This is a genomic window from Pseudomonas sp. NY8896, assembly GCF_039634505.1.
In genome coordinates, this window is the sequence record NZ_CP132350.1 from 6880856 (window position 1) to 6907411 (window position 26556).

Sequence of the window (26556 nt, forward strand, 5' to 3'; positions counted from 1 at the left end):
GACCTATCAAATCAGACAGTAATGGCTCTTACCCAGAACCAATAGCCTGCCTAGGATGAAGCCATTCGACAAGGATCCCGCCCATGTACAACAGCAAACCCCACCAGGAACACGACCTCGCCCGCCTGCACCAACACATGCTGGACACCCGCCTGGCCGTTCTGGTCAGCCACGGCGAGCAGGGCCTGCTGGCCACGCACCTGCCGGTGCTGGTCGATACCGCTGAGGGCGAGTTCGGCACAGTATATGCCCACCTGGCCCGGGCCAACCGCCAATGGCAAGACCTCGAGCAAGGCGGCGAAGCGCTGCTGGTGTTCCCCGGCGCCGATGCCTATGTCAGCCCCAGCTACTACCCAAGCAAGGCTGATAACCCCAAGGTGGTGCCGACCTGGAACTACCTGGCTGTGCACGCCTATGGCCCGGCCGATGTTATCCATGAGGCCGAGCCGCTGCTGGCGATCGTAAGCCGCCTGACCGACCGACACGAACAGGGGCGCAGCGAACCGTGGAAGGTCACCGATGCCCCTGCTGACTACCTCGACGGCATGCTCCGCGCCATCGTCGGGGTCCGCCTGCCCATCGCCCGCCTGCAAGGCGCGCGCAAGCTCAGCCAGAACCGCTCCGAGCAAGACATCGCCGGTGTGTGCGAAAGCCTGAGCGCCAGTACCGATCAACAAGACAACCAACTCGCGGCGCACATGCGCCAACTCTGAAGGAATAGCCCCATGTCTAGCGTTACCCTGCGCCCTGTCACCGCCCAAGATCACGCCGCCTGGCAGGCCCTGTGGCAGGCCTACTTGCACTTCTACGAAACCGAGTTGGCCGATGAAGTCAGCCAGAGCACCTGGCAGCGCCTGCTCGACCCTAACGAGCCAACCCATTCGGCACTGGCCTGGGTCGATGGCAAGGCCGTGGGGATGGTCAACTTCATCTACCATCGCTCCAACTGGAGCATCGAGAATGCCTGCTACCTGCAAGACCTGTACGTGGACAGCACGCAGCGTGGCCTGGGCATCGGTCGGCAACTGATCGAACACGTCTACACCACCGCCAAGGCCGATAACTGCAGCAAGGTGCACTGGCTGACCCACGAAACCAACGCCACCGCCATCAGCCTGTATCAGCAGGTTGCCGAGCGCTCGGGCTTCATCCAATTCCGCAAAGGTTTGTAGGCCAGATATGACTGACGCATTGAACTGGAAACCCGCCGCAACACCCAAGGCCGAGCCAATCGAAGGCCGCTTCATCCGCCTGGAAAAGCTCGACCCGGTGCGCCATGGCAACGACCTCTGGGAGGTACTGCAGGGGCCAGCCTCCGACCCAGTGCTGTGGGACTACCTGCCCTACGGCCCATTCGCCGAACGTGCCGCCTTCGATCGCTGGCTGGAAGGCAACGCTGCAGGCCAGGACCCGCTGTACTACACCGTCATCGACCGCGCTAGTGGCCAGGCCCAGGGCATCCTCACCCTGATGTCGATCGTGCCCGACCACGGCCGAATCGAAATCGGCCATATCGCTTTCGGCGCCCCCATGCAGCGCACGCCCAAGAGCACCGAGGCGGTGTACCTGCTGGGCAAGCTCGGCTTCGAACTGGGCAACCGCCGGCTGGAGTGGAAGTGCAATAACGCCAACGCCCGCTCGAAGCGTGCAGCGGAGCGATTTGGCTTCACCTACGAAGGGGTTTTCCGCAAACACCTGGTGGTGAAGGACCACAACCGCGATACGGCCTGGTATTCGATTACCGATGATGAATGGCCGGCGGTGGCTGCCGGCTTCGAGCGGTGGCTGGGTGAGGATAATCAGCAGCCAGGCGGGCAGCGACAAACATTGGAAGCGTGCCGCAACGGTTGATTTTTGTATTGGCTTGCTGGCGACAGGGCCATCAAATGCAGCACAAAAAAAAGGGGAGCATCCGCTCCCCAGAGGTAAACCGCTTGTGGATGAAGGCCTGAATCAGCCCTCGATCTCGATCAGGATTTCACCCGGCGTCACGCGATCGCCCTTGGCCACATGGATGGCGACGACCTTGCCGGCGATGGCCGCCTGCACTTCGGTCTCCATCTTCATGGCTTCGGTGATCAGCACGGCCTGACCGGCCTTGACCACGTCACCTTCCTTGACCAGCACATCGACGATGTTGCCTGGCATGGTGGTGCTGACGTGGCCTGGGTCGGTGGCTTGCTTGCGTTTGCTGCCGCCGCCGCCGACGAATTCGTTGAGTGGTTCGAACACCACTTCTTCCGGCATGCCGTCGATGGACAGGTAGAAGTGGCGCTTGCCTTCGGCCTTCACACCCACACCCGTGATGTCGACGCGGTAGGTTTCGCCGTGCACGTCGATGACGAACTCGGTCGGCACGCCTTCACCGCCAGGGGCAGAAACGGCGCCAGCTTCTGGAATCGGCAGCAGGGCTTCCGGGGTGAGCGTGCCGGCTTCGCGTTCTTCGAGGAACTTGCGGCCAATGTCCGGGAACATGGCAAAGGTCAGCACGTCCTCTTCACAGCGGGCCAGGGCGCCGATGTCGGTACGCAGCTTGGCCATCTCCGGCTTCAGCAGGTCGGCCGGGCGCACGTCGATCACTTCTTCGCTACCGATCGCCTGGCGGCGCAGTTGCTCGTTGACCACACCTGGCGCCTTGCCGTAACCGCCTTGCAGGTACAGCTTCACCTCGTTGGTGATGGTCTTGTAGCGCTCGCCGGCCAGCACGTTGAAGAACGCCTGGGTGCCGACGATCTGCGAGGTCGGCGTTACCAGCGGCGGGTAACCAAGGTCTTCACGCACACGTGGGATCTCAGCCAGCACTTCGTTCATGCGGTTGAGCGCGCCCTGCTCTTTCAACTGGTTGGCCAGGTTGGAAATCATGCCGCCCGGCACCTGGTTGACCTGCACGCGGGTGTCCACGGCGGTGAACTCGCTTTCGAACTGGTGGTACTTCTTGCGCACGGCGTAGAAGTACAGGCCGATTTCCTGCAGCAGTTCCAGGTCCAGGCCGGTATCGAACTCACTGCCCTTGAGCGCGGCAACCATCGACTCGGTACCCGGGTGGCTGGTGCCCCAGGCGAAGCTGGAAATGGCGGTGTCGATGTGGTCTGCACCGTTTTCCACAGCCTTGAGCTGGCACATGGCCGCCAGGCCGGCGGTGTCGTGGGAGTGGATGAACACCGGCAGCGACTGCTCGGCCTTCAGCGCCTTGACCAGCTCGCCAGTGGCGAATGGGGTCAGCAGGCCGGCCATGTCCTTGATCGCTACCGAGTCGCAACCCATGGCTTCCATCTGCTTGGCTTGGTTCACGAAGGCTTCGATGGTGTGCACCGGGCTGGTGGTGTAGGCGATGGTGCCCTGGGCGTGCTTGCCGGCGGCCTTGACCGCTTCGATGGCCACGCGCAGGTTACGCACGTCGTTCATGGCGTCGAAAATACGGAAAACATCGATGCCGTTGACCGCAGCCTTGGCGACGAAAGCTTTGACCACGTCGTCGCTGTAGTGGCGGTAGCCCAGCAGGTTTTGGCCGCGCAGCAGCATTTGCAGGCGAGTATTGGGCAGTGCTGCACGCAGCTTGCGCAGGCGCTCCCACGGGTCTTCCTTGAGGAAGCGCACGCAGGCGTCGAAGGTGGCGCCACCCCAGACTTCCAGCGACCAGTAGCCGACTTTGTCGAGCTTGTCGCAGATCGGCAGCATGTCTTCGGTACGCATGCGGGTGGCCAGCAGGGACTGGTGGGCGTCGCGCAGGATCGTGTCGGTTACGTGAATTTTCTTGGACATTATGGGGTTCCTCACAGGCCTGCGTGGGCGGCGATGGCGGCGGCGATGGCCAGGGCCAGCTCTTCGGGTTTGCGCTTGATCGAGTAGTTGGTCAGTTCAGGGTGGCTTTCGACGAAGCTGGTATTGAACTGGCCGCTACGGAATTCCGGATTGCGCAGGATTTCCTGGTAGTACGCGGCGGTGGTCTTCACCCCTTGCACGCGCATGTCGTCCAGGGCCCGCAGGCCGCGGTCCATGGCTTCTTCCCAGGTCAACGCCCACACCACCAGTTTCAGGCACATGGAGTCGTAGAACGGCGGAATGGTGTAGCCGGTGTAGATCGCCGTGTCGGTACGCACGCCGGGGCCGCCGGGGGCGTAGTAACGGGTGATCTTGCCGAAACTTGGCAGGAAGTTGTTCTTCGGGTCTTCGGCGTTGATACGGAACTGCAACGCGTAACCGCGGTGCTGAATGTCTTCTTGCTTGACCGACAGCGGCAAGCCCGAGGCAATGCGAATCTGCTCACGGACGATGTCGATACCGGTGATTTCCTCGGTGATGGTGTGTTCCACCTGCACCCGGGTGTTCATTTCCATGAAGTACACCTCGCCATCGGCGAGCAGAAACTCCACGGTACCGGCGTTCTCGTAGTTCACCGCCTTGGCCGCACGCACTGCCAGGTCGCCAATGTAGGCGCGCTGCTCGGGGGTGAGCTGGGGGCTTGGGGCGATTTCGATGAGTTTCTGGTTACGGCGCTGGATCGAGCAGTCGCGCTCGAACAGGTGCACCACGTTGCCAAAGCTGTCACCGAGGATCTGCGCCTCGATGTGCTTGGGGTTGACGATGCACTTTTCCAGGAACACTTCAGCCGAACCAAAGGCCTTGGTCGCCTCGGAAATCACCCGTGGGAAGTTCTGTTCCAGTTCTTCGCGGCTGTTGCAACGGCGAATACCGCGACCGCCACCACCGGAGGTGGCCTTGAGCATCACCGGGTAACCGATGCGCTCGCCTTCGCTCAAGGCTTCATGAATATCGGCAACGTTGCCTTCGGTGCCAGGGGTGACCGGCACACCAGCGGCGATCATGGTGCGGCGCGCTTCGGTCTTGTCGCCCATGCGGCGAATCACGTCGGCGGCCGGGCCGATGAACTTGATCCCGCGCTCGGCGCAGATCTCTGCCAGTTCAGCGTTTTCCGACAAAAAACCATAGCCCGGGTGCAGGGCATCACAACCGGTTTCCACAGCCAGGTTCACCAGCTTGCGCGGGTTCAGGTAGCCGGCCAGCGGCTCGGCACCAATGCTGTGGGCTTCGTCGGCGCGCTTGACGTGCAAGGCATGCCGGTCGGCGTCGGAAAAGATCGCTACCGAGCGTATGCCCATCTCGGCGCAGGCACGCACGATCCGAACTGCGATTTCACCTCGGTTGGCGATCAGGATTTTTTTTATCACTGGAGTCTTCCCAAAGCCGTAGGAACAGTCGAGCCGGTTCTACCGGTCGGCGCGTGACCAGGCGTTGCTGGCCAGTCGCACATTCACCCTAGCGCTGTAGGTCGATAAACAAAAATCAATATTTGTTAGGGGCTGTATTAGCAAAAGCTTATAGTGCGGTAACAAGGTGTTGCCGAAGGCGAGACAAGAAATGCGTAAGTCCTTGATGCGTATGACTTTGCGTCAATTGCAGATCTTCAATGAGGTGTGTGATTTACGTTCTTACAGCCGTGCGGCGGAAGAGATGTCGCTGACGCAACCCGCCGTTAGTCTACAGATCCGCCAGCTTGAAGAGCTGATCGGCCAGCCGCTGTTCGAGTATGTGGGCAAGAAGCTCTACCTCACCGAGGCGGCCGAAGCGTTGCAACGCGCCAGCCACGACATTTTCGGGCGCCTGGAGAGCCTGGACATGCAGCTGTCGGACATGCAGGGCTCATTGCAGGGTCAGTTGAAGCTGGCGATCGAGTCCAGTGCCAAGTACTTCGTGCCACACCTGTTCGCCGCCTTCAAGCAGCGTCACCCGGAGGTCAACCTGACCCTGACAGTGGTCAACCGCGCCCAGGCCATTCGCCGTCTTTCCGACAACCGCGACGACCTGATCATCATGTCGATGGTGCCGCAGGACATGGGTCTGGAGTTTCTGCCATTCCTCAACAACCCGATCGTTGCCGTGGCGCCGCCCGAGCACCCGCTGTGCAAGCTCGAACAGCTGCGCCTGCAGGACCTGGAGCCTCATACCCTGTTGGTCCGTGAGCAAGGTTCAGGGACGCGCAAGGCTTGCGAAGAGTACTTCAAGGACAAACGCGTGCACTTCACCCAGACCCTGGAGGTTGCATCGGCCGATGCCCAGCGCGAATGCGTGATCGCCGGCCTTGGGATCGCCCTGCTCACCCGCCACGCAGTCAACCTGGAACTGGCCACCGGGGTGCTGAAGGAATTACCGGTGGAGGAACTGCCGCTGTACCGCAGCTGGTGCGTGGTGCAGTCCAAGGCCAAGCGACAGTCGCCGGTGGCCTTGGCCTTTCTGGCATTCATCCGCGGCGAACGTGCGTTGATCAGCGCGCTTGTTGAGCGTTTTTCGGGGAAGTTGCCGCCGACGCCTGCCACACCGTGAGTTCTTGCAACTCGGGGTAATCCACCAGGTCGCGCAGCAGCTGACGTTGGTCGCAATAGCTTTCGATCGCGCGGCGGTATTCCATGCGGCGCTGATCCTTTTCCTGCTGTTTGCGAGCCTTGGCGTTGGGTTGGTACGTACCATCGAAGTCACGAGCCATTGCCTGTCTCCCAGATAGGATGCGGGAGTTTCAGACTGGCCTTGATGGTTTACGGTTTGGCTGTGGAATGGTGACAAAACAGTGAAATTTGCTTCGCCTTTGCCGGCCTTTTCACGGATGAACTCGCGTAAAGGCCATTACAGGCTGAATTCAGTCATCTGTAGCCTTGATCGACTTGGGCGACAAACGCAGGCTGCGCAAGCTGCGCTTCACGCTTTTCAGGTGGTTGACCAGGCTCGGGCCCCGCGCCATGGCCACGCCCATGGCCAGCACGTCAATCACCACAAGGTGGGCGATACGCGAGGTCAGCGGGGTATAGATTTCGGTGTCCTCATGCACGTCGATCGCCAGGTTGACCGTCGACAGCTCGGCCAGCGGCGTCTGGCTGGGGCACAGGGTAATCAGGTTGGCGCCGCTCTCACGCACCAGGTTGGCGGTGATCAGCAAGTCCTTGGAGCGACCCGACTGGGAAATACACACGGCCACATCGCCCGGCTTCAAGGTTACCGCCGACATCGCCTGCATGTGCGGGTCGGAATAAGCAGCGGCACTGAGCAGCAGGCGGAAGAACTTGTGCTGGGCATCGGCCGCCACCGCACCAGAGGCACCAAAGCCATAGAACTCGACACGCTGTGCCTGGGCCATGGCGCTCACCGCCTGCTGAAGCGCATGCGGGTCGAGGTGCTCGCGCACTTCCATCAGGGTGTGCAGGGTGGTGTCGAAGATCTTCAGGCTGTAGTCGGCGACCGAGTCGTCTTCATGGATGGCAAACTGGCCAAAACTGGCCCCAGCCGCCAGGCTCTGCGCCAGCTTGAGTTTCAGGTCCTGGAAGCCCGAGCAACCGATCGCCCGGCAGAAACGTACGATGGTCGGCTCGCTGATGCCCACACTGTGCGCCAGATCGGCCATGGAGCTGTGCATGACGGCAGCCGGGTCGAGCAGCACGTGGTCGGCCACTTTGAGTTCCGATTTGCGCAGCAGGTGGCGCGATTGGGCGATATGTTGCAACAGATTCACGGGCTGGACTCGGTTATGATCGGCTGGCCGGGTTGTAGCTTTCTTGTAGTTATACTACATGGACGCCAACCCGCCCAGTTAAACGAACGTGGAGAGTGGTGGTTTGACTATTCCTTGCGACATTCTGGTGTTCGGTGGCACGGGCGACCTGGCCCTGCACAAATTGCTTCCGGCGCTCTACCATTTGTATCGCGAGGCGCGCCTGAACAACGCGGTACGCATCATTGCCCTCGCCCGCCGCAACATCAGCCGTAACGAATACCTCAAGCTCGCAGAACGGCATTGCCGGGCGCAGATTGCCCGCACCGACTTCGACGAAGATGTGTGGCAACGCTTTGCCGCGCGCCTCGACTACTTCCCCATGGATGCCTCGCAAAGCGCCGACTTCGGTCGCCTGGCGCGCTACCTCGGCGAGCCTGGCGGGCTGACCCGCGTCTTCTACCTGGCCACCGCGCCCTCCCTGTTCGTGCCAATCGCCAACCACTTGCGTATTTCCGGGCTGGCCGACAGCGAGGCGCGCATTGTGCTGGAAAAGCCCATTGGCCATTCACAGCACTCGGCCACCGCCATCAACGAAGCGATCGGCGCCGTGTTCGAAGAACCCCAGGTGTTTCGCATTGATCACTACCTGGGCAAGGAAACCGTGCAGAACCTCATGGCGCTGCGCTTTGCCAACGCCCTGCTTGAACCTGTGTGGCGCAACGGCCAGGTCGATCATGTGCAGATCAGCGCCTGCGAAACCCTCGGTGTAGAGAACCGCGGCGGGTACTACGACCGTGCCGGGGCAACCCGCGACATGCTCCAGAACCACTTGCTGCAGCTGCTGTGCCTGGTGGCCATGGAGCCACCCGCGCAGTTCGAAGCCGAGGCCGTGCGCGACGAGAAAGTGAAGGTCCTGCGTGCCCTCAAGCCCATTACTGGGCAGGACGTACAGGACAAGACCGTGCGTGGTCAGTACGGTGCCGGCTACATCGGTGGCCAGGAAGTGCCGGCCTATTACTTCGAAAAGGACGTGGACAACGACAGCGATACCGAAACCTTTGTGGCCGTTCAGGCGCACATCGACAATTGGCGCTGGGCTGGCGTGCCGTTCTACCTGCGCACCGGCAAGCGCATGGCGCGGCGCACTTCGCAGATCGTCATCCAGTTCAAGCCTGTGCCCCATGAGCTTTTCAGCGGCGGCCAGGTCAACCAGCTGTTGATCCAGCTGCAACCGGACGAACGCATCAGCCTGCGCATGATGACCAAAAGCCCCGGCAAAGGCATGCGACTGGAGCCGGTGGACCTGGACCTCAACCTGGCCCAGGTGTTCGGCCAGACCCGTCGTTGGGGTGCTTACGAACGCCTGCTGCTGGACATCCTGGAAGGCGACTCGACGCTGTTCATGCGGCGTGATGAAGTGGAAGCGGCCTGGGCGTGGGTCGACCCGATCATCAAGGGCTGGGAAGAGCACTTTCAGGCGCCACGCCATTACCCGGCGGGCAACAACGGCCCGGAGCAGGCCAACAGCCTACTGGCGCGGCATGGCAGGCACTGGCACAGCTGAAGCGCTTCGCGCTGCATCGCAGGTATGCGCTGCAGATATTTTCCACGACGGCCAACTGATCACTTGCATCACCGACATCGTGGAAACCCATTGATGTAGACGTGACGGCCCCTGCAGGCGCACGGCCTGCAGGGGCCGCTTTGCAGTTGCGCAAGGGTGAATATTCATACAGTGCCATTTACCCTTCCCCTGCTGCGCCCTAGAATGGCCCGATGCACACAGATGACCTCTCCCTCCTGCTTAATTCCCTCAACGATGCCCAACGCCAGGCCGTAGCGGCCACGCTCGGGCGTCAATTGGTGCTTGCCGGCGCCGGTTCCGGTAAAACCCGCGTGCTGGTGCACCGCATCGCCTGGCTTATCCAGGTAGAGCAGGCGTCGCCGCATTCGATCCTGTCGGTGACCTTCACCAACAAGGCTGCTGCAGAAATGCGCCAGCGGATCGAGCAACTGCTGGGGATCAACCCGGCGGGTATGTGGGTAGGCACCTTCCACGGCCTGGCCCATCGCCTGCTGCGGGCCCACTGGCAGGAAGCACGGTTGGTTCAGAACTTCCAGATCCTCGACAGCGACGACCAGCAACGCCTGATCAAGCGGGTAATGCGTGAGCTGGGCCTGGACGAGCAGAAGTGGCCGGCACGCCAGGCCCAGTGGTTCATCAACGGGCAGAAGGACGAGGGCCTGCGCCCGCAGCATATCCAGGCCGGTGGCGACCTGTTCCTGGCGACCATGCGCGAGGTCTATACCGCCTACGAGCAGGCCTGCGAGCGCGCCGGGGTCATCGACTTCTCCGAGCTGCTGCTGCGCGCCCTGGACCTGTGGCGCGACCACCCGGGCCTGTTGGAGCACTACCAGCGGCGCTTCCAGCACGTGCTGGTGGACGAGTTCCAGGATACCAACGCCGTGCAGTACGCCTGGCTGCGCCTGTTGGCGCGCGGTGGCGCCAGCTTGATGGCCGTAGGCGATGACGACCAGTCGATCTACGGCTGGCGCGGCGCCAAGATCGAAAACATTCACCAGTACACCGCCGACTTCCCCGACGCCGAGATGATCCGCCTGGAGCAGAACTACCGCTCCACCGGCGGCATCCTCAAGGCTGCCAACGCCCTGATCGCCAACAACAGTGGGCGCCTGGGCAAAGAGCTGTGGACCGACATGGGCGAAGGCGAACCGCTGACCCTGTACGCGGCCTACAACGAACATGACGAAGCGCGCTACGTGGTAGAAACCATCGAAAGCCTGGTCAAGCAGGGCAATGCGCGTAACGAGATCGCCATTCTGTACCGTTCCAACGCCCAGTCGCGGGTGCTGGAAGAGGCCCTGCTGCGCGAGCGCATCCCCTACCGCATCTATGGCGGCCAACGCTTCTTCGAACGCGCCGAAATCAAGAACGCCATGGCATACCTGCGGCTGATCGAAGGGCGTGGCAACGATGCCGCCCTGGAGCGGGTGATCAACGTGCCGCCGCGCGGTATTGGCGAAAAAACCGTCGAAGCCATCCGTGAACACGCCCGTCACAGCCAGCTGTCGATGTGGGAAGCCATGTGCCAGCTGCTCGCCGCCAAGGCCCTGAAGGGCCGCGCCGCCAGTGCCCTGGGGGCTTTCATCGAGCTGATCGAGGGGCTGGCCGCCAAAGTCGTGGACATGCCGCTGCATACCATGACCCAGACCACCATCGAGCAGTCCGGGCTGATCCTCTATCACCAGGAGGAAAAAGGTGAAAAGGGCCAGGCACGGGTAGAAAACCTTGAGGAACTGGTCAGCGCTGCACGCAACTTCGAATCCGCCGACGAAGATGCCGACCTCTCGCCACTGTCAGCCTTCTTGGGGCATGCCTCGCTTGAAGCGGGCGATACCCAGGCTGATGAGCATGAAGACAGCATCCAGCTGATGACCCTGCACAGCGCCAAAGGCCTGGAGTTCCCGTATGTGTTCCTGGTGGGCATGGAAGAAGGCCTGTTCCCGCACAAGATGAGCCTGGAAGAACCCGGCCGCCTGGAAGAGGAACGGCGCCTGGCCTACGTGGGCATCACCCGCGCCATGCGCCAGCTGGTCATGACCTATGCCGAAACCCGTCGCCTGTATGGCAGCGAGACCTACAACAAGGTGTCGCGTTTCGTGCGCGAAATTCCGCCAGGCTTGGTTCAGGAAGTGCGCCTGTCCAACAGCGTCAGCCGCCCGTTCGGTGGGGCCAAGACCGCCACCAACAGCAACCTGTTTGCCAATGCCAGTATTCCGCAGACCGCGTTCAACCTTGGCCAGCGTGTACAACATGCAGTGTTTGGCGAAGGTGTGATCCTCAACTTCGAGGGCTCGGGTGCGCAGGCGCGGGTGCAGGTGAACTTTGCCGAAGGCAGCAAGTGGCTGATGCTGGGGTATGCCAAGCTCGAGGCCATCTGAAAGCGCAAGGCCGCCCTGCCGGGGCGGCCTTGTAACATTCAGGCAAAAGCTCGAAACATTATGTCGCTGGTCATGTGCCCGGGAACCTGTGCACCATGACGCGCGTGCAATCCACAACAGGGGATATCCCACTTATGCAACGTTTTCTTAGCATCGCACTGGCGCTCTGCGTCGGCCTGACGCTGAGCCTGGACGCCAACGCCAAGCGTTTCGGCGGCGGTAAGAGCTCGGGCTCCGCGCCTATTCACCAGACCCGCCAGGCTACGCCAACCACGCCTGCCGCCGCGCCGACCGCACCTGGTCGTGCAGCCCCGGCCGCCAGCGGTGCTTCGCGCTGGTTGGGCCCATTGGCCGGCCTGGCCGCCGGTGGCCTGCTGGCGTCCATGTTCATGGGCGACGGTTTCGAAGGCTTCCAGATCATGGACTTCCTGATCGTGGCGCTCATTGCCTTCCTGGTGTTCCGCTTCATCGCCGCGCGCCGCCGCCAGCAGCAGCCGCAAATGGCCATGCCAGGCCATGCGCCGATGCAGCGTGAGGCTCACGCCCAGCCTGCCCAGCCGTCGATCTTCGGGGGTTCGGCCGCACCTGCCGCCGCAGCCGCTCCGGTAATCAACGCCCCGGCGTGGTTCAACGAGCAGAACTTCCTGGCTGCCGCCCGTAACCATTTCCAGTCGCTGCAGCAGCACTGGGATGCCAACGAAATGGACAAGATCGCCGAGTTCGTTACTCCGCAAATGCTGGAGTTCCTCAAGCGCGAGCGTGCTGAGCTGGGTGATGGCTTCCAGGCTACCTACATCGATAACCTGGAAGTGCAGCTGGACGGTCTCGACGACCGCACCGACCGCACCGACGCCACCCTGACCTTCCGTGGCGTGTCGAAGAACTCGCGCTTCGACCAGGGCGAAGTGTTCAGCGAAAGCTGGCACATGGTTCGCGCCCAGGGCGAGAACCAGCCTTGGCTGGTTGCCGGTATCCGTCAAAACGGCTAATCGCTACGTGCTGCATGAAAAACCCCGGGCCTGTCCCGGGGTTTTTGCTTTTGCCAGACTGGCCTACTAGGGTATAACGCGCAGCGTTGTCATCTAGGTCAGAGGAAGTGAACCGTGGAAGAAGTGATCGAACAACTCCGTGAAGCCAATGAACCCGTACCGGTGCCCTTGGAGCTTCCCGACGAGGACCAGCTGGTGGAGATCGAAGAGCAGCTGTTCATCAATATTCCATTCGTGTTCAAAGAGTTTCTGCTGACCGTAAGTGATGTTGTTTACGGCTCTCTTGAGCCTGTCACTTGTACCGACCCGCAGTCGCACACGTACCTGCCAGAAGTTGCCGCCACAGCTTGGGATGCCGGCGTGCCGCGTGAGCTGATCCCACTGTGTCAGGACGGCGACAACTACTACTGCGTCGAAGAAGATGGCACCGTGGTGCTGTGGGATGCCGATGAGGAACTGGTCGGCGAAGACAGCTGGGAATCGGTGTGGCACTGGGCGCGGGATGTTTGGCTGGAAAGCTGAAATATCCACAGGAATATTTATGGCTTAGTGCCATCAATGTAGTTAAAATCGCCAGGCTTTCTGCGCCTGGCGACATCGCTACCGCTCCATCCCCTCGGACGACGGTGAAATCTTGCGCAGGGAGCATTGCCCCTTAGTGCGAGTTCTCGCGACTATTCTCTAGCGTCTCCAACAAGGCGATCTGCATGCGCGTGTGCACGCGGATGAACCAGCGCCACAACAACGCCACCACCACGGCAGCGACTACAGCAATCACCAGCAACAACTCGCTGGTCGGCAGAATGCTCGCCGACAATGCCGACAGCAGCAGGAAGATCACCAGCAGCGACAACAGCGGGATAACTTCAGCAATCACACGGCGCACACGCTGGGTATGCCGCCCTGCCATTTCAGGCTTCACGCCCATCTCTGCCAGCAACATCGAAAGTGCCTTGAGCTTGCGGTAGGCGGCGATAAGGAATGGCAGCGACAGCAACAAGGCCGCCCCCCAGATCACAGCCTTCTGCTGGCTCGCATCGCTCACCCACTCACTGAGCCAGTTGCCGATTCGCCCTGCGAAGTAGCCACCACTGAAGAAAATGGCGATTACCAGCGCCAGGTTTACCCCCACCTGCAACAGGATGCGCCGAATCATCGCCGCCAGCATGGCGCTCTCGCCCTGCGGCTGGATGTTGCGCAACCACTCGCCGTACAACGACAGCACCCGCGCCAGGCGGCCCGGCACTATATTGCCCAGCTTTTGCGACAACGGGTCGGCCGCGCGGATCAGGTACGGCGTCAGCAACGTGGTGATTGCCGATACCGCGACAGCCACCGGGTAAAGGAAATCGCTGGTTACCTGCAGGGTCATGCCCAGCGCGGCGATGATGAAAGAGAATTCGCCAATTTGCGATAGCCCCATGCCCACGCGCAGCGACGTGCGCCCATCATTGCCGGCGATGAACGCCCCCATGCCACAAGACAGCATCTTGCCCAGCACCACCGCCAAGGTGATGACCACGATCGGCCAGGCGTAGTCTATGAGCACCTGGGGGTCGATCATCAGGCCGATGGCGACGAAGAATATGGCGCTGAAGAGGTCGCGTACCGGTTCGATCAGGCTTTCTATTTTCAGCAACTGGCGCGATTCAGCCATGATCGCACCAATCAGGAAGGCGCCAAGCACCATGCTGTACTCCAGCTTCACCACCAGCAGGCAGAAGCCGAAACACAGGCCCAGCACGGTGATCAGCAACATCTCGTTGCTTTCGAACTTGGCCACATAGGCCAGCAGACGCGGCACCAACAAGATGCCGATGACCAGGGCGACGATCATGAACAGTGACAGCTTGCCGACGGTGGAGAACACCTCACCCGAGCTGACCGTGCCACTGACCGCGATACCCGACAGCAGGGCAATGATGCCGATGCCAAGGATGTCCTCGACAATCAGCACGCCGAAGATCAGCTGGGCAAAGCGCTCGTTCTTCATCTTCAGGTCGTTGAGCGCCTTGACGATGATGGTGGTCGAGGATATGGCCAGGATGGCGCCAAGGAACAGCGAGTCCATGGTATTCCAGCCGAACCAGCGACCGATCTCGAAGCCGATCCAGATCATCAGCACGATTTCCAGGAACGCTGCGATGAACGCTGTGGCACCCACCTTGAACAGCTTGCGCAGGCTGAACTCGAGCCCCAGGCAGAACATCAGGAAGATCACCCCCAGTTCAGCGAGGGTCTTGATGGTGTCTTCATCATGGATAAGGCCAAACGGCGGGGTGTGCGGGCCAATGATGAAGCCCGCGACAATGTACCCAAGCACCACCGGCTGCTTGAGGCGATGGAAGAGAATGGTGACCACGCCAGCGACCAGCATGATGACCGCCAGGTCCTGGATGAAGCTGATGGCATGCATGGCGTGATACTCCTTTTCTCGTCTTTTTCTGGATGCCTGGGCAGACCGCTCCTCTGCCAAGGCAAACCTGAGGGAGCAGCAAGTACATACTGTATTGAATGCAGGAACGCCCATGTTGCATGGGCGTACTCAGGTTAACATCGCACCCCGCCGCAAAAAGCCGGTGCAATATGCAGAAACAGATCGGCTGGAAAAGCGCCGCTGATGGCATGATCAGCGTGACGACAGCGCGTCAGCCAACGTCCCGTATCAGCAAGGCAAATTCATAAGAGGGGAACAGCAGTGTCAGCAGATAACGCCCTCCATTCGCCCGATTCAGCGCAACCTCACCGTGAGCACACTATGGAACCTGGAAACGCCCAGCTGAGCATGACCGTCCTGATGACCCCGGACATGGCCAACTTTTCTGGCAACGTACATGGCGGCACCCTGCTCAAGTACCTCGACGAAGTGGCCTACGCCTGCGCCAGCCGCTATGCCGGTAGCTATGTGGTGACCCTGTCGGTCGACCAGGTGATCTTCCGCGAACCCGTACACGTAGGTGAACTGGTGACCTTCCTCGCGTCGGTCAACTACACCGGCAACACCTCGATGGAGGTCGGCATCAAAGTGGTGACCGAGAACATCCGCGAGCGCTCGGTGCGCCACTCCAACAGTTGCTTCTTCACCATGGTTGCAGTCGACGACAATCGCCGCCCGGTGCCGGTGCCACCGCGCCAGCCGCATAGCAGCGAGGAAAAGCGCCGCTTCCTGCAAGGCCATCAGCGGCGCCAGATCCGCCAGGAGCTGGAGAAGCGCTACCAGGACCTGAAAACCGACGCGATCTAAAGCGCCAGCAACTGCGCCTCGAAGCGTACCCGTGGGTGCGCAATGCGGTCCTGAGCCCGCACCAGCTGCAATTCGTAGCTGGCGCAGGCCTGGGTTTCCAGCAGCACTTCATGCACCGCTGCAGCCGTGAACTCGAATGCCTGCACCCAGCTGTCGCCCAGCATTACACGGGCCAGGAACAAACCGGAGGTGAGGTCACCCACCCCCACCGGCTGGCGTGGAAACGCCAGCAGCGGGCGGCGTAGGTGCCAGCTGTGTTCGGCAGTCACCAGCAGCATTTCGAACTGGTCCTCGGCGCGCCCAGGGTAGGCCAGGTGCTTGACCACCACCACCTGCGGCCCACGCTTCAGCAAGCTGCGCGCCATGTTCACGCAATCTTCCAGTGACTGCGCGCGGCGCCCACAAAAGCTGTCCAGCTCCAGTTGGTTGGGGCACAGGATGTCCGCCCTGGCCGCCGCCTCCTCGAGCAGAAACGCACTGACTTCGGGCGGGACGATGCAGCCCTTCTCCGGGTGCCCCATGACCGGGTCGCACAGGTACAAAGCCTTTGGGTTCACCGCCTTGATCCGCTCGACGCCGGCCAGGATCGCTCGCCCCTGTTCGGCACTGCCCAGGTAGCCGGAAAGCACCGCATCGCAGTGGCCCAGCTCGCCGATGTTGGAAATACCTTCCACCAACGCAGGAATTTGCGCCGGGGCAAGCACTTCACCCGCCCACTGGCCATACTGTGTGTGATTGGAGAACTGCACGGTATTGAGCGGCCAGACATTGACCCCGATACGCTGCATGGGGAACACCGCGGCGCTGTTGCCGGCGTGGCCGAACACCACATGAGACTGAATGGCGAGCAGGTGCGGGGTACGTTTCATGCGGGTGGTTTCCAAAGCTGTTTCAAGGATTGTACGCAGCGCAGTATGAACGCGATTGCCACCTGTACGACAGGCCAGGGACGCAGTTAAGCTGGATACACCTGTTTGGAGCATATGCAAATGTTGACCCTGGAGAACCTCTTCGTCCTGATGCTGGTAGCCACGGCAGGCGCCTGGTTGTGGCACAACCATGGGTTGCGCGAGAAAGCCCTGGAGCGGGTCAAACAGCATTGCGCCAAGCTCGACCTCGAATTGCTCGACGACGCCGTCGCACTCAAGCGCATCGCCTTTGTCCGGGATGCCAATGGCCGTAAACGCCTGGCACGCATCTATGCCTTCGAGTTCACCGTCACGGGCGAGCAGCGCCACCCCGGTACCGTGACCCAGTTCGGCGCCCACAGCGTGCAGATCGAGCTGGCACCCTACCCGTTCGAAATCAAGACCCCACCGCGCGCCGACAATGTCATCGAAATGCAGCAGTGGCGCCAGGAGCACAACCGCTGGCGCAACTGATCAGCTGACTTGGCATTCGCTCAACCCGGCATGCAGTGCGGGTTGCGATTGCGGCTGATCGAAAATCAGCTCGATACGCGTATCCCTGCGCCATTCGCTGGGCTGCCAGGCGGGCATGCCTCCATTGAGCCCATTGAATGATTGCCAGCCTTCCACACTGTGGATAACTCCCTTGGCGCGTCGCCATGGCCAGACGCGCAAGAACGCCTGTAACCGCTGTGGATAAAACTGTTGGCCAGGGTGCCAACGCCAGCCAATACTCCAACCTCCTTCCCCCTGTTGGCTAAGGCAGATGGGCTGCCTGGGGTCTGTCCAGAGTAATGCTGGGGCACTTTCAAGATTGTCGACAATCTTGTTATCTAGGAATGGGCTGTCAACAATCTGGGAAGATGCCTGCGGAAGGCCCGACAGAGGCAGCCAACCTTGCACTGTCCATATGATTTTCTTGTTTATAAATTTATTAGTTATCAACAACTTATCTGATTCATCCACAAGCTCTGACTTGTTGAAAACCACGTTCTCACAGCCATCGAAAGCCTGCTGTTGAGCCTCCGTGAGGGGCTCGTTTCTAGCCATGGCCAGGGCATCCACAACCATCAGAAGTGGTTGAATTGTCAGCACTCCAGCCCAAGGGGCTTGCTGTAGCTGAGCCAGCAGCTGTAATGGGTGGCCCAAGCCGGAAGGCTCGATAAACAACCTGTCGGGCCGGGATTTACGCAGCAAGCGCCCCAGGCCCACCTGAAATGGCATGCCGTTGACGCAGCACAGGCAGCCGCCTGCCACCTCGCCGATGGCTATGCCGTCTTCGTCACGGCTGAGCAAGGCCGCATCCAGGCCTACCAGGCCAAATTCGTTGATCAGTACAGCCCAGCGTTCATTGGCTGGGCGCTGGGCCAGCAGATGACGGATCAGGGTGGTTTTGCCAGCGCCCAGCGGGCCGGCAATTACATGGGTGGGAATGTTCTGCAGCATGGGGCGACTTCAGGCGGTGGTGATGCCTCACTATGCGCCGTCAGGCCAGCCAGTCAAGGCTGAGCAGTAGCCGCCCCTGTTGCCCTGAAGGGGACCGATGCACCAGGCCTGCGCCCTCGTTGCCCTGCCATTTCTCGCCTTTCAGTATCCCTACCTCGCCGGGCTGCAGGCGCTTTATGTTATCCACAGGAAGATCAGCTGTGTGTAACTCTCCACGCCGGCTATCCTGCTCTTGCAACCATTCACTACCCGGACCCGCATAGGTAGTGAGCAGGCGTAATGGCACGTTATCCACATGGAAGCGCGGGCACATAGGACCGTCCAGTACCCGCAGACGTAAACCGACCCGACGTGCGCCAACCAGGCAGGTGTACGCCGCCACCAACCACGTCACATCGGCAACGAAGGCCTCATAGCCAAGTAAATCCGACGCTTCACGCAGCAGATCGGGCAGTACTGGCATCTGCTGCTCGTCCACATCGATTACCCGCTGATCAGCCAGGGGCTGACCAAGGCTTATGGCCAATTCAGAAAAGTCCTGTAACTGTGCCGGCAGGCGCCGGCGCCAAACGGCCAGGTTCACGCCGTCCTGCAGCACTTCAGCCAGAACTTGCGGGCTATCGCCGTGCACCTGAAAGATATCCACAGCCCGAGTTGCCGCGTTCATGCCGCCTCCTCGTGCCATGGGCCAAACGGATCGGGCAGGCGTAACCAACCCATGTGGCCCAAGTCCATTTCCTGATCCGTCAACAGGCAGCCATCAAGGGCTGTGGATAATTTTCCGAAGTCGATATTCTGCCCGATGAACACCAACTCCTGGCGGCAATCACCGGTCTCAGCAGTCCAGTGTTTCAAGATCGCGCTGGTGTTATCCACATCCTGCGGCCACTGATCGCGCGGTACGAAGCGCCACCACCGGCCAGCCAGGCCATGGCGCATCATGCCGCCCGCTTGCGACCAGCTACCGGCTTCCTGATATTTGCTGGCCAACCAGAAAAAACCCTTGGAACGCAGTAACCGCCCGTTAGTCCAGTGAGTGTGGATAAAGTCGAAAAAGCGCTGTGGATGAAGCGGACGTCGTGCCTGCCAGGTCATGGCCGCGATACCGTACTCTTCGGTTTCGGGCACATGCTCACCGCGCAACTCCTGCAACCAACCCGGTGCCTGGGCTGCCTGATCGAAGTCGAACAGGCCAGTGTCCAGAATACGCGTCAGCGGCACCTGCCCCATGACCATGGGTACGATCTGAGCCCGGGCATTGAGGCTGCGCAGAATGGCGGTGAGTTCTTCGCGCTCATGTTGGCTGATAAGGTCGATCTTGCTCAGCAGCAGCACATCGGCGAATTCGACCTGCTCGATCAGCAGATCGCTGATTGACCGCTCGTCTTCTTCGCCCAAGGTTTCGCCACGGCTGGCCAGGCTGTCTGCCGCCTGATAGTCGCGCAGGAAGTTCAGGCCATCGACCACGGTGACCATGGTGTCCAGGCGCGCCATATCGGACAGACTGCGGCCCTGTTCGTCGCGGAAAGTGAAGGTTTCGGCCACCGGTAATGGTTCGGAGATACCGGTGGACTCGATCAGCAAATAATCAAAACGCCCTTCTTCGGCCAGCCGCGCCACCTCTTCAAGCAGGTCTTCACGCAAGGTGCAGCAGATGCAGCCGTTGCTCATCTCGACCAGCTTCTCTTCAGCGCGGTTGAGGCTGACATTGCGCTGCACCTCACTGGCATCGATGTTGATTTCACTCATGTCATTGACGATGACCGCGACCCGCAGGTTGTCGCGGTTGCGCAGCACATAGTTGAGCAGTGTGCTCTTGCCGGCGCCCAGGAAGCCGGACAGCACGGTGACGGGGAGACGATTGGGCATGGCGAACCTCTTCAGGCAGACGCATTCGAAACGATGCATTGCACAATGTTATAAAGTAACAATACAATTTCGCCAAGCCGTTCTCGACGGACGAGTGCTCACCGGGGATGAAAAATGAATCTGCCAAGGGTCTTGGCGTTGCTGATGCTGGTCATGCCGACTTCACTGCTGGCTATGCCAAAAGGCAGTGCATTGGCGCTTTGTACGCGAAGCGCCACGCTGCTCGCCTGCCAGGACGGCAAAGGCAGTTACTACAGCGTGCGCACCGAAGGCAGCACGTTCTACCTGCGCGGCTACGACTTCGACAGCCGGCGCCTGTGGGCACAAACCAACAGCCGCTACGGCACATTGACCTTTTTTACCGGCCTGGCCAGCGATGGAGAGGCCTGGGTGGGTTACAGCCGCCGCGTTGGCTGGACCACTTTGAACCGCGTATCCAGCTCCAGCGGGCAGCGCTTCAATCTGCATTGCAGTTTGATCGGCGGTTGCCGTTGATGCCTTTACTTGCTTGGAAAGCCAAATGACTCAGCTCAAGCTCCCCGATATCGCCGCACAAACTCAAGCGTATGCCGTGCCATTGAATTGGGTTGGCATGTGCGGAATCGCCCTGCCAGTGCAATTCGAAGGGCGCACCGCGGCTGCCAAAGTCGACGCAGGAGTTAGCCTGGTAGACGGCAGTTCACGCGGCATACACATGTCGCGGCTTTACCTTGCGCTGGGGTCATTGGAACACCAGCCTCTCACACCACTCGCCATCCGGCAGCTTCTGGAGGATTTCCTCAGCAGCCACGCAAGCCTTTCTTCCGCAGCCTACTTGCGCTTCAGCTTCGAGCATCTGCTGAACAGACCCGCCTTGATCAGCCCATTGGCGGGCTGGAAAAGCTACGCCGTAACGGTAGATACCAGGATCGAAAATGAAGTGTTCCACGTGGAACTATCCGTTTCTGTTCCTTACTCCTCAACCTGCCCATGCTCGGCTGCACTCGCACGGCAGCTGATTCAGCAGCAGTTTCAGACGCACTTCAGCGAACAGAAAATCGAAAAAGCTGCGGTACTGCAATGGCTTGGCAGTGCCGAAGGGATTGTTGCTACGCCTCATAGCCAACGCAGTACCGCGCAGGTTCAGGTACGGCTAAACAGCAATCAGCAGGTGTTGCCCATCACCGAGTTGATCGACCGCATAGAGGCCAGCCTGGGGACGGCGGTACAGACCGCCGTAAAGCGCGCAGACGAGCAAGCCTTCGCCTTGGCCAACGGGCAAAACTTGATGTTCTGTGAAGACGCCGCACGCCGCCTGCATCAGGCTCTACGGCAAATTGAATGGAGCAAGGCCTTCAAGCTGCGCGTGGAACATGCAGAGAGCCTGCATGCCCACGACGCTGTAGCAACCAGCCAGTGGCAATGGGATGTCAGCTGCGCGGTTTGACCGTGCCGCAGTCATTGCCCAGCCACACCGCACGGGTGTTCATGCTGCCTTGCTGCTGCACACCCGAGGCGTTGAATGTGCCGCTCACCTGGGTAGTGAATTCCCGATCACTGAGGAATGTAGCCTGGCCACTCCCCTGGGCCTTCGGGCAGCTGAACTGAAACTTCCACACATTACCGGTGCGGTCAGTGATCTTCTGCGTGCAACCTGACTTCGGGTCCTGCAGCGGGATGTCGTTGGTTGCCACCTGTTCTGGCGTCAGGCACGAACGTACACCCTTACCGCCTACGCTTACTCCCTGTTTGGCCAACACCCCTTCCATCATTGCGCGCTGCTCTGGCGGCAGGTTTTTTAACTGGCCGAGCATGAATTCCATGTCGGGTAGCGGCTTGCCATCGACCTGCATGTTGCTGGTGGTCAGCTCCCACAAACCGGGTTGCAGCATCTGGGCATGCACCAGCGGGCTGCTCATTGCTAGGGCCAACGCCAACAGTGGCAGACGAATCTTCATGGACGAACGCTCCTGGAAAAAAGCCGGCCAAGCGGGCCGGGCTGAGCCTTAGACGCCAAATCCACCTTCGGGTTGCAAGGCGGACCGGGAACGTGTTCTGTTACCTCTAGTGTACTCGGCAAGCAGGATGCATATGGATTACCACAGCCCCTACTTCTTTGGTTACCTACTCGGCCTGATACATCTGCTGGGTATCGTAGCCGCACTGCACGCGGTGTTCACCGTGCGGACTGCCCAAGGCGCGATTGCCTGGGCCATGCCCTTGTTCTTCATCCCCTACCTCACCTTGATTCCCTATCTGGTCTTCGGTGCCCGATCGTTCTATGCCTACATCAAGGCGCGGCGCCAGGCCAACCACGAAATGCACGTGGCCATGGCCAACCTCAACTGGCGGCCCTGGGTTGAGGAAGCCCTTACTGCCCGTGAGTCGGAAAGCTACGCAGCCTTGCGCGCCATGCCCAAGCTGAGTCGCATGCCATGCCTGGCAAACAACCAGGTGAAACTGCTGATCAATGGCCAGGCCACATTTGATGCCATTTTCGCTGCCATCGAGAAAGCCCGCGATGTGGTGCTGGTGCAGTTCTTCATCATTCATGACGACACCCTTGGCAAAGCGCTGCAGCAACTGTTGTTACGCAAGGCCGCCGAAGGGGTGCAGGTGTTCGTGCTCTACGACCGTGTCGGCAGCCACGCCTTGCCGGCCAGTTACAGCCAGGTGCTGCGTGACGGTGGTGTGCAGATCCATGCCTTCGCCACCCGCCGCGGCTGGTTCAATCGTTTCCAGGTCAACTTCCGCAACCATCGCAAGATCGTGGTGGTGGATGGCCTGGTCGGTTTCATCGGCGGGCACAACGTGGGTGACGAGTACCTGGGTAAGCACCCGCAGCTTTCACCCTGGCGCGACACCCATGTGCAGATTAGCGGGCCGGTGCTGGCCTGCCTGCAAGAGTCGTTCGCCGAAGACTGGTACTGGGCCACGCGCCAGCTACCGCCACTGATCCTGCCAGATGCCTACCCGGACAACGGTGTCCTGTGCCAGGCCTTGGCCAGCGGCCCGGCAGACCCACAGGAAACCTGCTCGCTGTTCTTCCTTGAAGCAATTCACTCCGCCACCCGCAGAGTGTGGATCACCAGCCCTTACTTCATTCCTGACGAGGCCGTGTTCGCCGCCTTGCGCCTGGCGGTGTTGCGAGGGGTCGATGTGCGCGTGCTGATTCCATCACGGCCGGACCACCGCATTGTCTATGCCGCCTCCAGCCTGTTCGCCTTTGAAGCGGTACGCGCAGGGGTGCGCGTGTTCCGTTACCAGCCAGGGTTCCTGCATCAGAAGGTGGTGTTGGTGGATGACGACGTCAGTGCGATTGGCAGTGCCAACCTGGACAACCGCTCGTTCCGCCTGAACTTCGAAATTACCCTGCTGACAGTCGACCGCAGCTTCGCCGACCAGGTCGAGCACATGCTGAACGATGACTTTGAACAGGCACGGGAGATTACTGCAGAGGACAGCCGCGATACGCATCGACTGCAACAACTGGGGATGCGCATTGCGCGGCTGATTTCACCGATTCTCTAAAAGCGTGTTTTTACTTAAGTCCCAGTGGAAGCGCACTCGCTCACTTCCACTGGGACTTGAGTAATCAGGGATACAGGTCCTCACGCGTCCAGGGCAGGTTATGGTGCCCATCGGCGTATGGCTTCACCGCCAAGATTTGGTGCAGGTTGATCCAACCCTTCTGGAAGGCATAGGCACACCCGGCCAGGTACAACCGCCAAATACGCAGTGTCTTCTCGGGCACCAGCGCCGCCGCCTTGTGCAACTGGTTTTCCAGGTTCTCGCTCCAGTGGTGCAGGGTCTTGGCGTAGTGAAGGCGCAGGCTTTCCACATCCACCACTTCCAACCCCGCTTCACAAATACTGGCGCTGATCATCGACAGATGCGGCAACTCGCCGTGGGGGAACACATAGCGGTCGATGAACTCACCAGCACCTCGCCCCACCGGTCGGCCATCGACATGCTTGGCAGTGATGCCATGGTTCATCACCAGCCCACCTTCCCTCACCGCGCCGAACAGCTTCTGGCAATACAGCGCGAGGTTGGCATGCCCGACATGTTCGAACATACCCACGCTGACAACCTTGTCGAAGCGACCATCCTGGGGCAAGTCACGGTAGTCGAGAATCTGCAAGTCAACCTTGTCAACCAAGCCCTCGGCCTTGACGCGCTGACGACCAAGCTTGAGCTGCTCCTTGCTCAAAGTAATGCCGAACACCTTGGCGCCGTACTCGCGGGCAGCAAAACGCGCCAGCCCTCCCCAGCCGCAGCCAACGTCGAGCAGGTAGTCCCCGGCTTCCAAACGCAACTTGCGGCACAAGTGGTCGAACTTGTCCTGCTGCGCCTGATCAAGTGTGTTGTCGGGCTCACGGAAGTAGGCGCATGAATAGGCCATGTCCTGATCCAGCCACAGCTGGTAGAACGCGTTGGAGACGTCATAGTGATAAGAGATGGCTTCGGCGTCAGTGCTCTTGTCATGAGCAAGCCTCTGCGGCAGCACTTCTTCCTCACCGGCCAGCAATGCTTCGCTCAGCTCATCACACACGCGGATGGCCTCGCCAATATCGCCCTCCAGCTCCAGCTTGCCTTCAACAAATGCGGTGCCTAGCTGATCCATGCTTGGATGGGTCAACTGGCTGATGAGCTGTGGTTCCTTGACCAGGATGGTGACCTGCGGGCTAGGCCCCAGATCGAACTGGTTGCCGTCCCACAGTTTCAGCCGCAGCGGCAGATGCAGGCTCTGCAATGCCGGTGGAAGTTGAGCAAGCATGAACAACCCTCCTATCCCTAATTGACTACGACGCCTGATATTTCGAACGTCGCCGCAACAGAGTAGTTCATTGGTGGGATGTTTCCTCTAAACAAGACCATGGTCTAGAACCAACTGTTCTTATCCATGCAGTGGATTGTATACAATCTTTCCTTCTCAGCTTAACCTTATGCCCCTCTCGCGCTTCTACATCCTGGAGTTGAACCCATGAAATCTTATGACGTGGTGATCATCGGCGGTGGCCCTGGCGGCTACAACGCCGCCATCCGCGCTGGCCAGCTGGGCCTTAGCGTCGCCTGCGTGGAAGGCCGCTCGACCTTGGGCGGCACCTGCCTGAACGTTGGTTGCATGCCTTCCAAGGCACTGCTGCATGCTTCCGAGCTTTACGAAGCCGCCAGCGGTGACGAATTCGCCCACCTCGGTATCGAAGTCAAGCCCACCCTCAACCTCGCCCAGATGATGAAACAAAAGGATGAGAGCGTGACCGGCCTGACAAAGGGCATCGAGTACCTGTTCCGCAAGAACAAAGTCGACTGGATCAAAGGCTGGGGGCGCCTGGATGGCGTGGGCAAGGTCGTGGTCAAGGCCGAAGACGGCAGCGAAACTGCGCTGCAGGCCAAGGACATCGTCATCGCCACCGGCTCCGAGCCAACCCCCCTGCCAGGCGTGACTATCGACAACCAGCGCATCATCGACTCGACCGGTGCGCTGTCGCTGCCGCAAGTGCCCAAGCACCTGGTCGTCATCGGTGCCGGCGTAATCGGCCTTGAGCTGGGTTCGGTCTGGCGCCGGCTGGGTAGCCAGGTCACCGTCATCGAATACCTCGACCGCATCTGCCCAGGCACCGACACGGAAACCGCCAAGACCCTGCAGAAGGCACTGGCCAAGCAAGGCATGGTGTTCAAGCTGGGCAGTAAAGTGACCCAGGCTACTGCAAGTGCCGATGGCGTGAGCCTGACGCTGGAGCCTGCCGCTGGCGGCACCGCAGAATCGCTGCAGGCCGATTACGTGCTGGTGGCTATCGGCCGCCGCCCTTATACCAAAGGGCTGAACCTTGAAAGCGTGGGCCTGGAAACCGACAAGCGTGGCATGCTCGGTAACGAGCACCACCGCACTTCAGTGCCAGGTGTGTGGGTGATTGGCGACGTCACGTCCGGCCCGATGCTGGCGCACAAGGCCGAAGACGAAGCGGTAGCCTGCATCGAGCGCATCGCCGGCAAGCCCCACGAGGTCAACTACAACCTCATCCCTGGCGTAATCTACACCCGCCCGGAGCTGGCCACCGTGGGCAAGACCGAGGAGCAGCTCAAAGCAGAAGGACGCGCCTACAAGGTCGGCAAGTTCCCCTTCACCGCCAACAGCCGGGCCAAGATCAACCACGAGACCGAAGGCTTCGCCAAGGTCATCGCCGATGCCCAAACCGATGAAGTACTGGGCGTACACCTGGTAGGGCCAAGCGTCAGTGAAATGATTGGTGAGTTCTGCGTGGCCATGGAGTTCTCGGCCTCGGCAGAAGACATCGCCCTCACCTGCCACCCGCACCCGACGCGCTCCGAGGCCCTGCGCCAGGCAGCGATGAATGTGGACGGCATGGCGATGCAGATCTGACCGCAGCTGTTCGCAGCAGTGGCCATTCAAGATCAGGATGCATGCGGCCAGGTTAACGTAGCCATTGATTATGAATGACGATCCTGATCGTATGCCTGGGTGCGCTGTTTCCTCGAAAAGGTCGCGGAAAGCTATGCAGCTATGGTCTAGCTGGCCTGCTCTATTCGGTGTTTGCGACATCTCTTTTCGTACAGAGCCTAGCCCCTGTCTGAAAAGCCTTGATTCTCGGTGATGCTCCTTTGAAAACCGCCCAGGAATGCTCATTTACT

The 26556-nt window shown here is 60.4% G+C and carries 25 protein-coding genes; 14 read left to right on the top strand and 11 right to left on the bottom strand.

The genetic code is table 11. The features are described from left to right. Positions 1 to 83 precede the first annotated feature (83 nt). The 3 genes from Q9451_RS31160 to Q9451_RS31170 are packed head-to-tail and all read left to right on the top strand — an operon-like array spanning position 84 to position 1851. Positions 84 to 713: an FMN-binding negative transcriptional regulator gene (locus tag Q9451_RS31160; RefSeq protein WP_012274871.1), complete on the top strand. Its 630-nt coding sequence runs from the start codon at positions 84 to 86 to the stop codon at positions 711 to 713. Between the two features lie 12 nt (positions 714 to 725). Continuing rightward, entirely contained in the window at positions 726 to 1172 is a 447-nt protein-coding gene (locus Q9451_RS31165) for a GNAT family N-acetyltransferase (RefSeq protein ID WP_012274872.1), read from the top strand. A gap of 7 nt (positions 1173 to 1179) precedes the next feature. Further along, positions 1180 to 1851, top strand: a complete 672-nt coding sequence (locus Q9451_RS31170; RefSeq protein ID WP_012274873.1) for a GNAT family protein — start codon at positions 1180 to 1182, stop codon at positions 1849 to 1851. Positions 1852 to 1953: 102 nt separating this feature from the next. On the opposite strand, the gene oadA is transcribed toward Q9451_RS31170, so the two are convergent. Together oadA and Q9451_RS31180 are read right to left on the bottom strand one after the other, a co-directional pair. Then, a complete protein-coding gene (gene oadA / locus Q9451_RS31175) occupies positions 1954 to 3762 on the bottom strand; it encodes a sodium-extruding oxaloacetate decarboxylase subunit alpha (RefSeq protein ID WP_012274874.1) in 1809 nt (602 codons plus the stop codon). An 11-nt stretch (positions 3763 to 3773) separates the two neighbouring features. After that, positions 3774 to 5189, bottom strand: a complete 1416-nt coding sequence (locus tag Q9451_RS31180; protein WP_012274875.1) for an acetyl-CoA carboxylase biotin carboxylase subunit — start codon at positions 5187 to 5189, stop codon at positions 3774 to 3776. Between the two features lie 190 nt (positions 5190 to 5379). Between Q9451_RS31180 and Q9451_RS31185 the strand changes: the two genes are divergently transcribed. Next, entirely contained in the window at positions 5380 to 6342 is a 963-nt protein-coding gene (locus tag Q9451_RS31185; protein WP_012274876.1) for a LysR family transcriptional regulator, read from the top strand. On the opposite strand, the gene Q9451_RS31190 is transcribed toward Q9451_RS31185, so the two are convergent. Then, positions 6284 to 6502 (bottom strand): hypothetical protein, encoded by a 219-nt coding sequence (locus Q9451_RS31190; RefSeq protein ID WP_012274877.1) that lies wholly within the window; start codon positions 6500 to 6502, stop codon positions 6284 to 6286. The genes Q9451_RS31185 and Q9451_RS31190 overlap by 59 nt on opposite strands. A gap of 150 nt (positions 6503 to 6652) precedes the next feature. Further along, a complete protein-coding gene (gene hexR / locus Q9451_RS31195; RefSeq protein WP_012274878.1) occupies positions 6653 to 7519 on the bottom strand; it encodes a transcriptional regulator HexR in 867 nt (288 codons plus the stop codon). A gap of 103 nt (positions 7520 to 7622) precedes the next feature. Here hexR and zwf point away from each other — a divergent pair, with 103 nt between their 5' ends. The 4 genes from zwf (at position 7623) to Q9451_RS31215 (ending at position 12975) form a co-directional block, all read left to right on the top strand. Beyond that, positions 7623 to 9065, top strand: coding sequence for a glucose-6-phosphate dehydrogenase (gene zwf / locus Q9451_RS31200; protein ID WP_012274879.1), 1443 nt, complete (start codon positions 7623 to 7625; stop codon positions 9063 to 9065). A 212-nt stretch (positions 9066 to 9277) separates the two neighbouring features. Next, entirely contained in the window at positions 9278 to 11464 is a 2187-nt protein-coding gene (uvrD, locus tag Q9451_RS31205) for a DNA helicase II (RefSeq protein ID WP_012274880.1), read from the top strand. 134 nt (positions 11465 to 11598) lie between these two features. Next, positions 11599 to 12453 carry a TIM44-like domain-containing protein gene (locus Q9451_RS31210; protein ID WP_012274881.1) on the top strand — a complete coding sequence of 285 codons (855 nt, stop codon included), beginning with the start codon at positions 11599 to 11601 and terminating at the stop codon, positions 12451 to 12453. A 114-nt stretch (positions 12454 to 12567) separates the two neighbouring features. Next, positions 12568 to 12975 (top strand): SMI1/KNR4 family protein, encoded by a 408-nt coding sequence (locus Q9451_RS31215; RefSeq protein ID WP_012274882.1) that lies wholly within the window; start codon positions 12568 to 12570, stop codon positions 12973 to 12975. Positions 12976 to 13108: 133 nt separating this feature from the next. Here Q9451_RS31215 and Q9451_RS31220 read toward each other — a convergent pair whose 3' ends face one another. Continuing rightward, on the bottom strand, positions 13109 to 14869 hold the full coding sequence (locus Q9451_RS31220) for a cation:proton antiporter (RefSeq protein WP_012274883.1): 1761 nt from the start codon (positions 14867 to 14869) through the stop codon (positions 13109 to 13111). 342 nt (positions 14870 to 15211) lie between these two features. On the opposite strand from Q9451_RS31220, the gene Q9451_RS31225 reads away from it, so the two are divergent. Next, positions 15212 to 15697: an acyl-CoA thioesterase gene (locus Q9451_RS31225; protein ID WP_012274884.1), complete on the top strand. Its 486-nt coding sequence runs from the start codon at positions 15212 to 15214 to the stop codon at positions 15695 to 15697. On the opposite strand, the gene pdxY is transcribed toward Q9451_RS31225, so the two are convergent. Further along, positions 15694 to 16566 (bottom strand): pyridoxal kinase PdxY, encoded by an 873-nt coding sequence (pdxY, locus tag Q9451_RS31230; RefSeq protein ID WP_012274885.1) that lies wholly within the window; start codon positions 16564 to 16566, stop codon positions 15694 to 15696. The genes Q9451_RS31225 and pdxY overlap by 4 nt on opposite strands. Before the next feature lie 120 nt (positions 16567 to 16686). Between pdxY and Q9451_RS31235 the strand changes: the two genes are divergently transcribed. Then, the gene (locus Q9451_RS31235) at positions 16687 to 17079 is read left to right on the top strand and encodes a DUF3301 domain-containing protein (protein ID WP_012274886.1); all 393 of its coding nucleotides are present in this window, start codon (positions 16687 to 16689) and stop codon (positions 17077 to 17079) included. Here the strand turns inward: Q9451_RS31235 and Q9451_RS31240 are convergent, their stop codons facing one another. Genes Q9451_RS31240 through zigA form a run of 3 tightly spaced genes read right to left on the bottom strand, consistent with a single transcriptional unit; the run spans position 17080 to position 19920 of the window. Beyond that, the gene (locus Q9451_RS31240; RefSeq protein ID WP_012274887.1) at positions 17080 to 18051 is read right to left on the bottom strand and encodes a CobW family GTP-binding protein; all 972 of its coding nucleotides are present in this window, start codon (positions 18049 to 18051) and stop codon (positions 17080 to 17082) included. It lies immediately after the preceding gene. Between the two features lie 40 nt (positions 18052 to 18091). After that, the gene (locus tag Q9451_RS31245; RefSeq protein ID WP_012274888.1) at positions 18092 to 18718 is read right to left on the bottom strand and encodes a DUF1826 domain-containing protein; all 627 of its coding nucleotides are present in this window, start codon (positions 18716 to 18718) and stop codon (positions 18092 to 18094) included. Beyond that, positions 18715 to 19920, bottom strand: coding sequence for a zinc metallochaperone GTPase ZigA (zigA, locus tag Q9451_RS31250; RefSeq protein WP_012274889.1), 1206 nt, complete (start codon positions 19918 to 19920; stop codon positions 18715 to 18717). Before zigA ends, Q9451_RS31245 begins: the two co-directional genes overlap by 4 nt. A 114-nt stretch (positions 19921 to 20034) precedes the next feature. Here zigA and Q9451_RS31255 point away from each other — a divergent pair, with 114 nt between their 5' ends. Further along, on the top strand, positions 20035 to 20415 hold the full coding sequence (locus Q9451_RS31255) for a hypothetical protein (RefSeq protein WP_012274890.1): 381 nt from the start codon (positions 20035 to 20037) through the stop codon (positions 20413 to 20415). A 25-nt stretch (positions 20416 to 20440) separates the two neighbouring features. Next, positions 20441 to 21346 (top strand): GTP cyclohydrolase FolE2, encoded by a 906-nt coding sequence (gene folE2, locus Q9451_RS31260; RefSeq protein WP_012274891.1) that lies wholly within the window; start codon positions 20441 to 20443, stop codon positions 21344 to 21346. On the opposite strand, the gene Q9451_RS31265 is transcribed toward folE2, so the two are convergent. After that, positions 21330 to 21857, bottom strand: coding sequence for a DUF3617 domain-containing protein (locus tag Q9451_RS31265; protein ID WP_012274892.1), 528 nt, complete (start codon positions 21855 to 21857; stop codon positions 21330 to 21332). The genes folE2 and Q9451_RS31265 overlap by 17 nt on opposite strands. 133 nt (positions 21858 to 21990) lie before the next feature. On the opposite strand from Q9451_RS31265, the gene cls reads away from it, so the two are divergent. Further along, the gene (cls, locus tag Q9451_RS31270; RefSeq protein WP_012274893.1) at positions 21991 to 23430 is read left to right on the top strand and encodes a cardiolipin synthase; all 1440 of its coding nucleotides are present in this window, start codon (positions 21991 to 21993) and stop codon (positions 23428 to 23430) included. Positions 23431 to 23494: 64 nt separating this feature from the next. On the opposite strand, the gene cfaB is transcribed toward cls, so the two are convergent. Then, the gene (gene cfaB, locus Q9451_RS31275; protein ID WP_071984755.1) at positions 23495 to 24679 is read right to left on the bottom strand and encodes a C17 cyclopropane fatty acid synthase CfaB; all 1185 of its coding nucleotides are present in this window, start codon (positions 24677 to 24679) and stop codon (positions 23495 to 23497) included. 207 nt (positions 24680 to 24886) lie between these two features. On the opposite strand from cfaB, the gene lpdA reads away from it, so the two are divergent. Next, positions 24887 to 26287, top strand: a complete 1401-nt coding sequence (gene lpdA / locus Q9451_RS31280) for a dihydrolipoyl dehydrogenase (RefSeq protein ID WP_012274895.1) — start codon at positions 24887 to 24889, stop codon at positions 26285 to 26287. Positions 26288 to 26556 lie beyond the last annotated feature (269 nt).